The following is a 14,905-nucleotide window of genomic DNA, read 5'->3' on the forward strand; positions in this document are numbered from 1 at the left end:
AAGATTCGACCTAATTTACAGTATACATTCTATCGTGTGTTAGCTACGTTTAATGAAGGATTGGGCTGCTGCCAAGATGGCTCACCATACTCGAAAGTCACATGGAGATGAATGCACAATGGAGACAATACAGCTTCGAAATCGGTTAACGCAAGTCAAAAGTAAGCTGCAAACAGGGCAATTAACGTTGGGTTTCATTGGTGGATCTATAACCGCAGATAGCAAAGTGATGGCGAATTGGCCGGAGCCAGTCGCGCGTTGGTTTGTTGAATCATTTCCTCACGCACGCATTACAGTGGAGAATGCAGCGATTGGTGCGACAGGCAGCGATTTGGCTGTTTTCCGTGCAGAACGGGACTTGATTAACCGTCAATGCGATCTGATTTTCATTGAATTTGCCGTCAATGACTACAATACACCGTCTGAACAGCGGATGAGGGCGAGAGAAGGTTTGATTCGCAAACTTTTGGCAGATGGGCGTAGTGAGCTCGTTTTCGTCTATACCTACTGTCAGAAAATGTACGAGGACATGTCACGGGGGATGGTCCCTGCCAGCATCGCTGAATTCGAGGAGCTAGCCGAGCATTACGGCATTAACACGGTTTGGGTCGGACTGCATGCCTGGCAGGAAGTGAAGAAAGGCCGAATGACCTGGGACGAATGGTTGCCGGATGGACTTCATCCTACGCATCGAGGCAGTCTGAGTTATGGACAGTGTGTAATCGACTATTTGGAAAAAGAATTGCTAACGTCTCCCGATGAGGAGAAAGCCGAAACCTATAAACCGCTCGCAGCGCCGCTTAATAACAATCACTGGGGGCAAGTGAATACGCTTTCCTTCGACGAAGTTCAGTTGGAAGGACCATGGATGATTAGACGGGCAGCGGCTCATATGCCTTGGGTTGATCAGATTCTAAGCACATCAGCGATTGGTGCGAAGCTGTCCTTGTCGTTCACAGGCAAGGGATTGGCGTTAGCCTTCGATTTTGGCAAAAAATCAGCGGAATTCATGTATAAGCTCGACGGAGGTCCTGCGATCACGAGTTGTCGGGATCGACCTAATTGGTGCGGAGATAGCGGCTGGTTTCGTATCTACTGGATCGCAGATGATCTGGAGGACGGACTGCATCATTTAGAGCTGGAGGTTGTTCACGGCAATAGAGAGGAATGCACGGGGACGAATTTTCATTTGGGACTTATCGGAATAGTTAAGTAAAGAGGTGCGATGACGATGAAACTACTTCTTAATGAAGATTGGCAGCTAACGTGGGAGCCGCTCTATCGCCAGACGGCAGATTATATACAAGTTAAAAATAAACAGCAGGATTGGCTGCGGGCCGATTTGCCTTGCGATGTGCATATGCCGCTCATCGCGCAAGGGATCATCGCAGAGCCGTTAGTAGCGGATCAGTGCTTTGCGAGTGAATGGACGGAGAACCGCTCTTGGTGGTTTAAGAAGACTTTTATGCTGACGGAAGAGCAGTTGCTTTCAGACCAAATGATCCTTCGATTTGAATCTTTGGATGTAGAAGCAGATATCTGGATGAATGATTGCCATCTGGGCCATCATCGCAGTGCCTTTTATCCGTTTGTTTGTGATGTGAAAGGCAAGTTGCAGCAAGGGGTTAATCAACTCTTTGTACGTGTTACTTCGGGGTTGGAGCTCTATTCGGAGAATGATCTTGCGCTAATTAGTGAGGCCAAAGTGGTATATGAGAACGAGCAGATCGGGCACAGAGGCGATCATCGTCGAGGCATGCTGAGAAAACCGCAATATGTATTTGGTTGGGATTGGGGACCAAGGGTCGTGACGTGTGGGATCATGGGTGAGGTGAGTATTGAGTTTGCCCACAGTTTTCAAATTCGAGACATTCACGTAACCACGACAAGCTTGGATGCTGCGAGTAAAACCGCACACTTACAGTTTCAATTGGAGCTTCTGAATCTGCACCCTTTTCAAACGTTAGAAACGGAGTTGAAACTGGCACTGCTTTTTAATGGCAAGGAAGTGCAGCTTATTCAAAAGGATTGTTGTCTTCGTTCCGGGCTGAACTACGTCACAATTCCGATGGAGGTGCTTGATACTAAGCTTTGGTGGCCCAATGGGATGGGCGAGCAGCCGCTGTATGGGATTCGGGCAACGCTGCAGACGACAACGCATGCTGTAGAATATCCCTCCTTTTCATATGGGATACGCACGTTGTACCTAAACATGGATAAAATCCTGGAGAGTCAGGATGAACGTTCGTTCACTTTTGAAATTAACGGTGTGTCTGTCTTCAGTAAAGGTGGAAACTGGATTCCTGCGGACGCCATTTATGCGCGGGTCACGGATGCCAAATATGAAACCCTGCTGAGCGAAGCAAAGGAAGCTAACTTCAATATGCTGCGCGTGTGGGGAGGAGGTATCTACGAAAGAGACATTTTTTATGACAAATGTGACGAGTACGGGATTCTCATTTGGCACGATTTCATGTTCACCTGCGCGAAATATCCAGATCACTTGGCTTGGTTTCGGGACGAAGTAGAGCGGGAGATCGATTACCAAACTCGGCGGCTTCGCAATCACTGTTCGCTCGCACTTTGGTGCGGAAATAACGAGAATCATTGGGGCTTTGAAGAATGGTGGAATGAGACCTTAGCTGCCGATTTCTATGGGGGAGCGGTCTGTTACAATGACATCGCCCCACGCATTGTCCAGCGGAACTGCCCGGCTATTCCCTATTGGAATAGCTCGCCTTACGGCGGTGCCCATCCGAATGGCAACCAATCGGGCGACACGCATCATTGGAATGATTGCATGATGCATGCCGACATGGAAAAGCGGATTACACCCGAGGAATATGACAAGGTGAGTGCTAAATTTGTCTCGGAGTATGGTTACATCGGTCCATGTCGGAAGACTTCCATGGATATGTACCACAATGGTCAGGAATTGGATCGTGAGAGCAAGCTTTGGCAGCTTCATACGAATATTTTCGAAAAAGATACGGTACTTGCCGGTATAAACAAGCATTATTTGACTACCGAACACTTGGGAATCGACGATTACTTGCTATACGCAGGCTTATGTCAGGGTGTCATGCTGGGGTATTCACTTGAGGCGATTCGATCCAAGTTGTTTTGTTCCGGCGCGTTATTCTGGATGTACAATGACTGCTGGGGGGAGGTAGGCTGGTCGATCCTTGATTATTACCTAACGCGTAAAATTTCGTATTATTTTGTGAAACGAGCATTAGCACCGGTAAAACTCATTTTACGCGAGCAGGATGGGATGATTCAGCTCACGGCGATCAATGAAACTAGCTCGGCTATTCGTGAAGTCCTAGAATACGGCCTTGTTTACTATGATGGGAGCGAGAAGCAATCGACGGAGATAGAAGTTGAACTGCCGCCTTTCTCGCGGGAAGTCGTCTTGCAATGGGCAACACCTGCCTATCCTTCGAGAGAGGCGTGTATGTTTGTCAGAGCGTTAGGTGAATCCAGCGAAATATTGCCAGCCGTGATACAAAACGAAGTGGTTCGCGATCTCATTTTGCCTGACGCACGACTAAAAGTGTCAAACATTCATGTCATTGAACCAGGGCAAATTCGCTGTACGGTTACAAGTGAAGCTTTTGCGCATGCGGTGCATTTTGGATTGGATGAAACGATTCAGTTGAGTGACGAATATTTTGACTTGCTTCCAGGTGAGAAGCGGGAGATTACGATACGACACGGGGAAATTGCCCTCACAACAGACCAGATTGTACCACGATCAATTACACGAAATCATAGCGAAGGCGGCGTATGAAATGAAACAGAAATTTGCGGTACAACTGTATACCTTGCGTAACGAATGTGAGCAGGATTTTCCAGGGGTGCTAAGAGAACTGAAACAGATGGGCTGGGCAGGGGTTGAACTGGCAGGTCTACATAGTTACTCGGCTGAAGAGATTTCCGACGTGCTGCAACAAACAGAGTTACAAACGGCAGGTATGCATGTGTCTTTTCAGCGTTTGAGTAGTGAGCTGGAGAGCGTGCTTACGGAGGCGCGACTTTGTCGTACGACAACTTTAATCTGTCCTTCCGTCCCCCATGAGCTTCGAAATGAGGAGGGCTACCGGCAATTTCGCAACCAGTTAAATGAGATTGCGAAGAAAGTACAGGAGGATGGCTTCACACTAAGCTTTCACAACCATGCTTTCGAGTTTGAAACAAGTATAGATGGTAGGAATGCCCTGGAATATCTGATTGAACCCTCTGCGGATAATGCGATATTGGCAGAAATAGATGTATATTGGGTGAAAAAAGCGGGGAAAGATCCAGCTGCTTTCATTCGTCCATATAGCCGCCGGATGCCAACAATGCATGTAAAGGATATGACTGATGATGAGCAACAGACATATGCTGAAATTGGCACAGGCGTGATCGATTTCGATCCCATATTGATATGGGGAGAGCAGAATGGTGTGGAGTGGTACGTTGTGGAGCAGGATGTGTGTCAAGGTAATCCCATGGATTGCGTGAAGCTTAGCTTAAAGAACTTACACCGAATCGCGGATAGATTAGCTGAAATTACATAGTTGTCTAAAAAAAGAGCTGCCACGAGGCAGCTTTTTTCATATGGAAGTGTGCCTGAGGGTCTACGAAATCCCCTAAGACTTCCAAACCTGAACTTTCTCTTTCATATAAGTGGAGGGCAGAGTGCCCGTACATTTTTTAAACACTTTATTAAAATAGGACTGCTCGCAGAATCCGAGAAAATCGGAGATTTCTCCTACGTTCATCTGAGAGTTAGTCAACAGGTCACAAGCGGCGGCAATACGGATTTGCTGAATGTAGTCCGTGACGGATTGTCCGGTAACCTGTTTGAAAATGGTACTGACATAGTTAGGGGTCCGATCCGCATATTCGGCTAATTCGCTCAAAGTGATCGTTCGGTGATAATGGTTGAGTATGTAGGCTTGAAGCAGCATCACGATGCTATAGGATTTGCCCTGTGTGGATTGCGAATCAATTTCTTCGTTGATTACCGCGAGCATTTCAAGCAGAATGCCGTGGCAGATGGTGTCTGAATAGACGGATTTGCGCAGCCAATGTTGGGTCAACAATGAAAACCTTTGCTTCATATAGTCAAAGTTAAAAGGTCTGGTTAAGCAGCGATCAGGTGTTATTAGCAGCGGAAGTCCATCCCCGTCTCCTTGATAATGAAAGTGCGCGACGTACATATCATGCGGTTCCTTGGTTGAATTCATCGCGCTGCGCCAAACACCTTGAGGGACAAATAAAAGATCCCCCTTTTGCATTGTAAAGGTGTGATCTTCAACGGTATAGTGAATGGTTCCATTGGTCATGAGGATTAAAATATGGTTGTTCGTCTTACTCATAGGGACGTGCCAATTCGGCTCACAATGCTCGAAGTAGATAGCAACAGGTTGGATCATAACGTGCTCCTTTCGGTCGATACTCACACCTCTGTGAGGTCTAATACTCATTCTCATAGTATAACTGAAATCGTAGAATTGTTGAAATAATTATTGTATAGTTCATTGTTTCAATAGCCTGATTTTACTAAGCTTAAGATGAAAGATATGCGGGGAGGATGAGGGAGAAATGAGTAGTTTATTCCAAAAAGTTAAAGCGCGTGTAGGCGTGATGACGGTAGGTCACGAGCCATATTGGGTACAATTTCCGGGGTTAAAAGAGGAGCTGGAAGGCTACGGACGTGAATTCGAGGAAATGCTTCGTAAGCATGACGTCGAGGTGGTGTCGGCAGGCTTTGTCGATACCGTAGATAAGTCTTTTGCCGCTTCATCCTATTTGAAAAGTCAAGATGTTGATTTCTTATTTTGCTTCTTGAGCACGTATGTGACGTCGTCAACAGCTGCTACCCCGATTCTGAACTTGTCTGTACCGACGGTACTTGTTGCGTTGCAGCCGAGGAAGCGTCTTGACTATAGAAATACGACGACGTATATGCAGTTAGCTAACGATAATATTTGTTCACTTCCAGAAATAGGCGGCGTGCTTGTGCGGGCAGGAAAGCCTGCGGCAGGGATGATCGTAGGAACGCTCTATGATGATCCACGCGCGATGACGGAGTTACAAGGATGGTGCCAAGTCGCCAATACGCGCAGAGCGTTCAAATATGCCAAAATCGGCTATATGGGGCATACCTATGAAGGTATGTATGATATGAACTCCGATCCAACAGCTTTTACGGCTGCTTTTGGTTCGCATGTGCAAATGCTCGAAATGTGTGATTTAGCCAAGCTGGTCAATGGTGTAACGGCTAAGGAAACAGCTAATAAACTGGATGAAATTAAAAGCGTTTTCAAAATATCCGATCCTTTTATCGATCCGGTGACAAGACCGATCAAACAAGAGGATCTCGATTGGTCAGCTAAAGTTGCGGTTGGACTGGATAAGCTGATTGTGGAAAATGGGTTAACAGGTCTGGCCTATTATTACAGGGGACTCGACAATAATGAGTATGAACGGATCGGATCGAACATGGTACTCGGTAACTCGCTGTTGACAGGCAAAGGGGTTCCGCTTGCTGGAGAAGCCGATTTGAAGACATGCGCAGCGATGCTAATCATGGATCGTCTAGATGCTGGAGGTTCGTTCGCAGAGCTGCATCCTTGTGACTTTGTCGACGATATCGTGTTGGTCGGACATGACGGGCCGCATAATATTAAAATTAGCGACGGGCAGCCGATCATTCGTGGATTGGATCTGTTTCATGGTAAAAGCGGTTCTGGCATCGGCGTTGAATTCAGCATCAAATCAGGCCCTGTTACTTTGCTCAGTATTTCACAAACCGCTAATGGCAAATACAAAATGATCGCCACGGAAGGCGAATCCATCAAAGGTGAAATTCCACAGACTGGCAATACAAATACACGTTGTAAATTTGATTATAGTGTTTCAGAATTCGTGGAAAAATGGTGCTCAGCAGGTCCTACGCATCACTTTGCGCTTGGTGTAGGGCATGTGGGTTCCAAGATTCGTAATGTAGCCAAAGTACTAGGCATTGAGGTGGAAGTGATATGACAACACGCGTAAAACCAAAGAAGTCCTTGCAGAGAGTTACACTTGAAATGAGTCTAAAGCCATTCAAGAGTATGGCACCTGAGGCTATCGAAGCTGTATGTACCGAGGCTATAAGGCAATGGCTTCCACTAATCGGCATGGCAGACAGCTGTTCGATCTTGCTGTGGGTCGCTGATGGGAGCGAGATCCTAGTTTGGGACGGCGATTTGCAGCGCGAGATTGAATGGGGCCGCTATATCGGATTTGCCAATGAGGAGTATTTCGGCCATATTAAGAACGACAAAGACCCGCGAATTGCCACGCCTTACATTAGTGAACCGGCACGAATCACCTATGGTGATTTGCAAGTTATTATTGCGTCTTTTAAAAGAATTGCAGCCGAGCGTTATGGCATTCGCATGGAGGTGGGGGCCACCTTTGACGCAGGACCTGAATTTGCCTACTCGGATTTCAAATATAAGCTGCACCCGGAAATCAATCGCGCCGAAGTTGGTGGGCAATTTATTTCACTGAAGGCGGACTATACCGTCGTATGTAGTTGGTCGAAGCTGAAAGAGGACCACGTAGCGTATGCGGCTTATCCTGATGGCATTCCCGAAAGCACAGCGTTTGGCGAGTTTCTGGGGCGGCAGTGTGCCAGCTTTTTACCTACATTAGGCTTTGATTATATATGGTTTTCCAATGGATTCGCGCTGTCGTACTTTCCGTGGACATATTTAGGAGCTAATTATGATGGCACGCAGATTGCGATGGCGGAGTATGAAGAGCTATCGTCTAAGATGCTGTCATTCTGGGAAATTTTCAAGCAAGAGTGCCCGAATTACCGGACAGAAATCAGAGGGACGAACTACGGAACAGGCATGGATCTTGCCAAGGACTGTATCCCCTTACTTGATCTATATGAGAGAAAATATGTGGAATATCCGCCGCCGAATTCGCCATGGGGAGCTCTTAACTATGACTTCGGCCTAGAACTTACAGGCTATATGTCGCGTATCGCAGTTTTGCCGGCAGAGACGTACCTCTTCCGGTTCTATGCCAATGATCCTTGGTTCTGGCAAAATCCGTGGTGGGATCTCTATGATCGGGAGCCACATGACATTTATTGTCCACTCACCGTCGCTCGAGTTAATACGGAGGGCGAGCTGGAGAGTCCGGGTGTCGTAGAGATTTTGACCATCGATTCGGAAAAAGGCGAGATGGATGCAGATATCCCGTTGGAAGTTATCCCTCATATTAAAAAAGCATTAAAAGACGCACCAGACCAGCCAGGGATCTTAACATGGTTGTACCCGTTTCGAGAGCTGCATGAAGCGATGGCGGAATCGGGCGAGCATTCGAGCGACGTTTTCTTCCATGATTGGTTTGTGCGCAATGCAATTAACCAAGGCTTGCCGCTGAATACGGTGCTTAGTACCGATGACTTTTTCGCAATGCAGGACGAGGCAATCCATAAGTTGCAAGATACGATCTTGTTTACTTCGGCCTTTTGGATAAAAGGGGAGAAAGCACAGCGAATCGTCGAGTATGTTCGTAACGGAGGGAAGATCATTTTCTATGGTCGTGTCGAAGATCCGGATCTACTCAACCTGTTGAATCTCAGAAACGAGCCTGAACTGGAAGGTGCTTTTTCCGTTAAACTTACCTTGCCTGAAGATACGATCAAGAATGAGGAGCCTACTAGAGGAGATGGGAATCATAAATTGCACCATCATCCACACATTTCAGGCGGTGGGTTAGGTGAAGTTGTGGAAGATCTGGCTGATAGCTCTACTCAAATTCATGCAAGTGTGAGTCAGAGTGGGCTAGAACGTGCATTTACGATAACTAGAGCTTTACCTGAATGGGATGGAGGCAAAGTAGGGTGGGTACGCGGTTCGTTGCCCTTCCAATCTGCTGGTGTATCGCATTTGCCGATTCGTCAGGAAAAAGAATTTCTGGATTCCTCGCTCTTCGTACGGTATGTCCTGCAACAATTTGGTTACTCCTTGTATCAGGTGAAGGAAGAGGCAGCATCTGAATCAGCATTGATGTTCATCACAAGGAATGACAATGCGTTTATCCTTACTGGTTGTAAGCAGGATACATCCGTTGGGCTGCAGCTTCAATTTCCCGATGGCGCTCCACTTATTATCGGGCAGTCCGTTATGATTGGAGAAGGAACGACTGCGACTTATACACTTGATCGAACGTTTCATGACGAATGCCGCGTGTTTGTTAAGCAAAAGCAAACATCTCGCATTACGTGTAAAGAAAAATCGCCTGATCCAACACCTCGGAAGCATAACCGTACGCTTCGTAATTTTAGTGTGAACAATCTGATTGAGGCCGATCTTACCATTTATCCGCCTCTTGCACAGCTGCAAGCAGGTGACGTTGAAGTGAGGAACGGTGAGCAATACTTGGAATTGTTTGGTAAAGTAGTAGGGAATTGTATACGATTAACCCAAATTAGCGGGAACATTGATATTTCATGGTAGGCGTCTAATCGTCTAGTTATTTGAAACCATCAGTTATATAAAAGGTTGGTGAAAACGGATGAATGTATCAAGGAAGAATGAGATAGAGAAGCTGGACAGTAGTATGAAAATGGATGTCGATACCAACAGCGACTGGGAATGGTACTCACCGCGCAATGAACCTTTTCGGATAACAGGATTGCCTTGGCTGGAACAAGACGGGGTATATCGAAGATTGCCACTTGAACCAAGCCATCCGATTCGATCAGAGGTAGATCGACTTGCGAATTATACGGCTGGCGTGCAGATTCGTTTCCAGACAGATTCACCAAAACTTTCTGTAAGGGTCGTTTTGGTTGACAGGGCCACCATGTACCAAATGCCTGCCACTGGTCAATGTGGCGTTGATTGCTACGTCGGTGCAACTGGAGCTCAGCTTTATATAAATACCACTCGCTTTGATCAGTCAAAAAATGAATACGAATCCATCCTTTTTGAATCCATACCGTGGGAAATGCGGGATATCACACTTAATCTTCCCCTATATCAAGGCGTGAAGGAGATTTGGATAGGTTTGGATCCATCTTCATCGGTAGCTGGATTTCCTGGCTTTGCCACCAACAAGAAAGTACTTATATACGGGACATCCATCACCCATGGCGCTTGCGCTTCGAGGCCTGGTATGGCCTATCCCAATATTTTAAGTCGGAAATTTCCAATTGAAATTGTGAATCTCGGTTTCTCTGGAAATGCACAAGGAGAGCCGGAGCTTGCCCATTTGATCAGTCAAATCGATGAACCGGCGTTGCTTGTTCTGGATTATGAAGCTAATACGCCTAGTACAGAACGGCTCCAGGAATCATTGCCTGAATTTATCCGGATTTATCGTTCACGCCATCCTGAAGTTCCAATTCTCGTCCTATCACAGATTCGACTAGCGAAGGAAGCTTTTGACGAAACCATGCTTCGCCGCCGGGAAGAACGCAAACAGCTTCAAATGGCTATCGTTGAGCGATTGCAGCAAGAAGGGGATGCGAATCTCCACTTCTGTGACGGTGCAGAGTTGTTAGGGGCGGATTACCAGGAATGTACCACAGATGGTATTCACCCTTCGGATTTAGGCTATTATCGGATAGCGGAAACACTTAGCCCTATTCTTGGGAAACTGATTGACTAACATTTTTTTTTGACTATTTTGTAGATCGCCTTGCCCGGATCGTAGTTCCGGGCAAGGCGATTTTTTTAAAGTTCCCATATTCATAGGAAATGACTTATATTAAAGTATACATTCGGGCTTCATGCAATTACATTAAGATGACAACCTAAATGTAGGTGTATTGTCGTTGGATTGTGCGGTGGGACTGGTGCATGCCAGTCGATTTCACTTCGAATAAAGGGGAATATAAAGGCATGAACATAAAAGCTTTTTTAGGAGCTAAAGCCTATTTTATAAAAATGGTTCTTTGGATTAGCGTAGCTATATTGATTCTTGTTGTTGTTCTTTCAACGGTTATTTATATTAATTCGCAAAATCTTTTGGTCAAAAATGAATATGCAGCTAATCAGAAAATACTTTATCAGGTCAAGTATAATATGTCTTTTATGGATCAAACGATTTCCAATTTATCGAAATTTCTTTACTTGAACAGCGATGTAACCGCTATTATGTATGCGAAAAAGGAAGATATGATTGAAGTGTCAAGCCACATGTCTAAAGTCGTTAGCTCTGTCACTTCAGCTATTCCTTATATTCACTCGATTGGCATTTATAATCGGAATTTGGATCATTCCTATAGCACGGGTTTTCCTTTATTTTTTAAAGATCAGATGCTCTTCGACTTTATTAATTCGGATCAAGCGCTGCCTAAGTTGAAACCGATTTTCCGTGATATCAAAAAACTAGTAAATGGGGTAACCGAGTCTGAGTATGTATTCTCCTATTTCATATACGAAACGACAGTGAGTGGGGCTAAGCCGGATGGCGTTGTCGTTATTAATGTGAAGCCGGAGTGGTTGCTGGAGAATATTAATCAAATCAATATGATCGATAAACAAAAGGGAGATAACGTATTTATTCTGGATCAGGTTGGCGAGTACTTGGATGATGGTACCCATGATCCTACCATTAAAAGTTGGCTGAAAACGGATTTTTTGGCATATAAAACAACACATCCACAGGCCGATCGAGATGGTTTTTTTCAAAGCAAGCATGGCGGAACGAAATATTTAGTCACTTACACAAATGTCGACAACACGGGGATGACGCTGTTAAAAACGCAGCCTGTTCTTGAAATCTATACCTATATCAACAGCTTAAGAAATAGCATTATCATCATCACGCTCATTTTTCTTGTCATGGCAATTGTGATATCCATTGTTATTTCCCGGAAAATATATGGTCCAGTGGGGAAACTGGTGAATTCGATCATGCTGGATCGGATAAGGAGATCGGACAAAGACGAGGTCGTCGATGAGATCTCTTATTTGAACACCGTTTACAGACAATCTATGGAAATGCTCGATCATTACGATAAGGAAAAGATGCAATATAAAGACGTCATGAAGCATTATTGGTTAAGCAGACTGCTCACGGAAAGCTTATCGATCGGCAGGTCAGAATTGGAAAGCATTTTTAAAGAAATGAGGATTTCTTTAGTTTTGGATGGTTCCTATGCCATATGTTTATTAAAGATTGATAACTATAAGGAATTTCAACATGCGTTCCATCCCAAGGATAAAGATACGATTCGCTTTGCTATGATCAATATTGCATCAGAAATTATGGCTAGAAAGTACCCTAACGAAGGACTTGATATGAAGGATGATCATGTCGTATTGATTGTCAGTATGCCGGAAGAAGATGATCAGTTTCAATCACATATCCACTCGCTTATAAAAGAGGTTCAAGAGAATGTTTCCCGATTTTTTAAAATCTCCTTTACGGCATCGATTAGTGAAAAAACGAGTCAGATGCAGGAATTGAATGGCCTGTATCATAAGGCTCTCGATCAGGGGATGTATCGCTTATTACTAGGCCATTCCTCCGTCATTACCTACGAAACGGTTAAGAAAAATGTGGAAAGCAAAAAAACAGGATATTCCAAAAATCATGAGGAATGGCTTGTGGAAGCGATGAAATCGAGCAACACCGCAGTAATAGAAGAGGTTTTGGGGAATCTATTTGAAGAGCTGGGCACGCTAAACTATCACAATGCTCTAGTCTCCATCATTAGACTTGTGGATGTAGTTATTGAGACGCTAGAAGAAATGAAAGTGACAGCTGCGCCATCTTTGCACATCTCATCAATCAGTCGCAATATCTTGGAGAAGGAGACGATTGCCGAGATTCATCGGATCATTGTAGGTGCCCTGCAAGATTCGTTCAAAAAAGATTTCGAGGGAAATACCAATAAACTAAATTACTTTTTGGTAGATGCGGTCACGGAATACATTCATAACCACTATCAAGACCCTTCCTTGAGCTTGACTTCGATCGCTTCGATGATGAAAATATCGACAAGGAATTTAAGCAAGACATATAAGGAAGCTACCCATATCTCGATTCCTGATTTTATTAACGAGTTTAGATTAGCCAAAGCGGCAGACCTTCTTATCCAAGATGACCTTAGTGTGTATGAAATTGCTGAAAAGGTCGGGATCTTGAATGAAACCTATTTTTTCAGCTTGTTCAAAAAGAAATATAAGGTCACTCCGAAGGAATATGCCTTACGGAGAAATATGACGAATTTGATTCAAAAGTAAGATAGCAAAGCCATTGGCTAGGTCACATCACCTGATATTCCGCAACGGACAGACTAGCGTAATCGCCTACAAGTTCTCCTAACCCGGCAGGGACAACGCGGCATACACGATGAGCGTGAGGGAGTGCCTCCCTTTGAAGTTCCTCAAGTGCGAAAGCTTCAAGCAGGTCCCGCTGTCTGGCATACATGCTGCCAATTACGATTAACTCGGGGTTAAGAAGGTCTACCAGGACAGATAGCCCTCTTCCAAGCTGTACCCCCACAGTACGAAATACTTGTAACGCTAAAAGATCCCCTGATTGCGCGGCCTCCGCGATCTGCTGAGCTGTCATCGCGTCCAATTGCGACTCGGACTGGCAAAAGCTTGGAGGCTGCCCAATTGCCGAAGCTTCCGCGGCTTTCATTCGTCCCAATTGAACAATGCCGCCTCCGCTGCAGAAGCCTTCGAAGGAACCGGCTTTGCCATAACCGATGGGTCCTGTAGGCTCAAGCCTCATATGACCGATCTCACCGGCCATATCATTGGTCCCCGTATATAACTTGCCATCTAGAATAAGACCAGCGCCCATACCTGTACCGAAGGTCAGGAATATCATATTCCGGGTTCCAACGCCAGCACCCCAGCGCCATTCTGCCAACGCACAGGCATTGGCATCATTCTGCAAGCCAACGGGAACACCAAAGTGTTCCTTGATTAACGAAGTAATGGGGATGTGATCCCAGCCAGGCAAATTCGGTGGTGAAAGGATGACCCCTGTTTTGCTGTCCAGCGGCCCCCCGCAGCTGATGCCAATCGCTGCGAGTGAACCACCTTGTTCCAGTAATAATTGCTCTAAGACTGAAATAAGCTTCGTGATGGTCTGATACGGATCTTTGGGAGTGGAAAATTGAACTTTGCCAAGTAGCGTGATCTCATTATGATCCATCCGTCGACCGACAGTAACGGCACACTTGGTTCCTCCAATATCAAAGCCAGCAAGGATCGTCATCATCCGAAAAACTCCCTTTCCAACATCGTACATAGGATGTGATAAATCGGCAGGTGCCGCTCCTGGATATCCGGTGTTCGCTCCCAAGGCACCCTAATGGTCACGTCGCATAACTCCTTCAATCGGCCACCTTGTTTTCCGGTTAATCCGATGGTACTCATTCCTATCGCTCTCGCGGTTTGAACAGCCCGAATGACATTCGCTGAATTCCCGGAAGTGGAGAGAGCTAGGAGGACATCTCCCTTTTTCCCATAACCATACACTTGTTGGGCAAAAATCATTTCCGGTTCTACATCATTAGCATACGCAGTTATCAAGGCAGCGTGATTGGTAAGTGAAATGGCGGGGAGCGCCTGCTGCAGATGATCTGCTAAATAGTCCCCTTCTTTTTCATCCCATATTTGGATTAAAGAACCACGGAAGGATAAGGGGACAGGCCTTTTGGATAGAAAGCCTTTCATCAGTTCGCCGGCAATATGATCACAATCAGAGGCGCTTCCCCCATTGCCGCATAGCAGCATTTTACCAGATAAATGGAAAGCGTCTGCGCATAATTGGAAGGCTGCAATAATGTCAGATGTACAACCTTCCAAGTCTGGGTATCGCTCTACGAGTTGTTGCATATCGTTTTCGAGTATCCATTTCTCCATCGTAAAAA

10 protein-coding genes are annotated in these 14,905 nt (G+C 45.5%); 7 read left to right on the top strand and 3 right to left on the bottom strand.

What is annotated here, in order from left to right:
• The first annotated feature begins 118 nt into the window (after positions 1-118).
• From ASL11_RS21305 to ASL11_RS21315, 3 genes are read left to right on the top strand one after another with little or no spacing between them, the layout of a single operon-like run.
• Positions 119-1,216, top strand: coding sequence for an SGNH/GDSL hydrolase family protein (locus ASL11_RS21305; protein WP_056619333.1), 1,098 nt, complete (start codon positions 119-121; stop codon positions 1,214-1,216).
• 15 nt (positions 1,217-1,231) lie between these two features.
• Positions 1,232-3,793, top strand: a complete 2,562-nt coding sequence (locus ASL11_RS21310) for a glycoside hydrolase family 2 protein (protein ID WP_056619337.1) — start codon at positions 1,232-1,234, stop codon at positions 3,791-3,793.
• Between the two features lies 1 nt (position 3,794).
• Entirely contained in the window at positions 3,795-4,565 is a 771-nt protein-coding gene (locus ASL11_RS21315; RefSeq protein ID WP_056619340.1) for a sugar phosphate isomerase/epimerase family protein, read from the top strand.
• Between the two features lie 72 nt (positions 4,566-4,637).
• On the opposite strand, the gene ASL11_RS21320 is transcribed toward ASL11_RS21315, so the two are convergent.
• Positions 4,638-5,426, bottom strand: a complete 789-nt coding sequence (locus tag ASL11_RS21320) for a helix-turn-helix domain-containing protein (RefSeq protein ID WP_056619343.1) — start codon at positions 5,424-5,426, stop codon at positions 4,638-4,640.
• Positions 5,427-5,595: 169 nt separating this feature from the next.
• Between ASL11_RS21320 and ASL11_RS21325 the strand changes: the two genes are divergently transcribed.
• The 4 genes from ASL11_RS21325 to ASL11_RS21340 all read left to right on the top strand — a co-directional run bounded on the left by ASL11_RS21325 (position 5,596) and on the right by ASL11_RS21340 (position 13,259).
• Positions 5,596-7,038 (top strand): L-fucose/L-arabinose isomerase family protein, encoded by a 1,443-nt coding sequence (locus tag ASL11_RS21325; protein ID WP_056619346.1) that lies wholly within the window; start codon positions 5,596-5,598, stop codon positions 7,036-7,038.
• Positions 7,035-9,518, top strand: coding sequence for a hypothetical protein (locus tag ASL11_RS21330; protein WP_056619348.1), 2,484 nt, complete (start codon positions 7,035-7,037; stop codon positions 9,516-9,518). The genes ASL11_RS21325 and ASL11_RS21330 overlap by 4 nt, the downstream gene beginning before the upstream one ends.
• Positions 9,519-9,576: 58 nt before the next feature.
• On the top strand, positions 9,577-10,674 hold the full coding sequence (locus ASL11_RS21335; protein WP_056619351.1) for an SGNH/GDSL hydrolase family protein: 1,098 nt from the start codon (positions 9,577-9,579) through the stop codon (positions 10,672-10,674).
• A gap of 233 nt (positions 10,675-10,907) precedes the next feature.
• Positions 10,908-13,259, top strand: a complete 2,352-nt coding sequence (locus tag ASL11_RS21340) for an AraC family transcriptional regulator (RefSeq protein WP_162261660.1) — start codon at positions 10,908-10,910, stop codon at positions 13,257-13,259.
• Positions 13,260-13,281: 22 nt separating this feature from the next.
• Here the strand turns inward: ASL11_RS21340 and ASL11_RS21345 are convergent, their stop codons facing one another.
• Positions 13,282-14,250 carry an ROK family protein gene (locus ASL11_RS21345; RefSeq protein WP_056619355.1) on the bottom strand — a complete coding sequence of 323 codons (969 nt, stop codon included), beginning with the start codon at positions 14,248-14,250 and terminating at the stop codon, positions 13,282-13,284.
• Positions 14,247-14,897 (bottom strand): D-sedoheptulose-7-phosphate isomerase, encoded by a 651-nt coding sequence (locus ASL11_RS21350; protein WP_200962465.1) that lies wholly within the window; start codon positions 14,895-14,897, stop codon positions 14,247-14,249. Before ASL11_RS21350 ends, ASL11_RS21345 begins: the two co-directional genes overlap by 4 nt.
• Positions 14,898-14,905: the final 8 nt, after the last annotated feature.

The sequence above is a fragment of the Paenibacillus sp. Soil750 genome (assembly GCF_001428045.1).
GTDB lineage: Bacteria > Bacillota > Bacilli > Paenibacillales > NBRC-103111 > Paenibacillus_E > Paenibacillus_E allorhizoplanae.

Bases quoted from the DNA above. Each gene is read 5' to 3' on its own strand.
- ASL11_RS21325 (WP_056619346.1), top strand. From the start codon at position 5,596: ATGAGTAGTTTATTCCAAAAAGTTAAAGCGCGTGTAGGCGTGATGACG.
- ASL11_RS21330 (WP_056619348.1), top strand. From the start codon at position 7,035: ATGACAACACGCGTAAAACCAAAGAAGTCCTTGCAGAGAGTTACACTT.
- ASL11_RS21340 (WP_162261660.1), top strand. From the start codon at position 10,908: ATGAACATAAAAGCTTTTTTAGGAGCTAAAGCCTATTTTATAAAAATG.
- ASL11_RS21305 (WP_056619333.1), top strand. From the start codon at position 119: ATGGAGACAATACAGCTTCGAAATCGGTTAACGCAAGTCAAAAGTAAG.
- ASL11_RS21315 (WP_056619340.1), top strand. From the start codon at position 3,795: ATGAAACAGAAATTTGCGGTACAACTGTATACCTTGCGTAACGAATGT.
- ASL11_RS21310 (WP_056619337.1), top strand. From the start codon at position 1,232: ATGAAACTACTTCTTAATGAAGATTGGCAGCTAACGTGGGAGCCGCTC.
- ASL11_RS21335 (WP_056619351.1), top strand. From the start codon at position 9,577: ATGAATGTATCAAGGAAGAATGAGATAGAGAAGCTGGACAGTAGTATG.
- ASL11_RS21345 (WP_056619355.1), bottom strand. From the start codon at position 14,250: ATGATGACGATCCTTGCTGGCTTTGATATTGGAGGAACCAAGTGTGCC.
- ASL11_RS21350 (WP_200962465.1), bottom strand. From the start codon at position 14,897: ATGGAGAAATGGATACTCGAAAACGATATGCAACAACTCGTAGAGCGA.
- ASL11_RS21320 (WP_056619343.1), bottom strand. From the start codon at position 5,426: ATGATCCAACCTGTTGCTATCTACTTCGAGCATTGTGAGCCGAATTGG.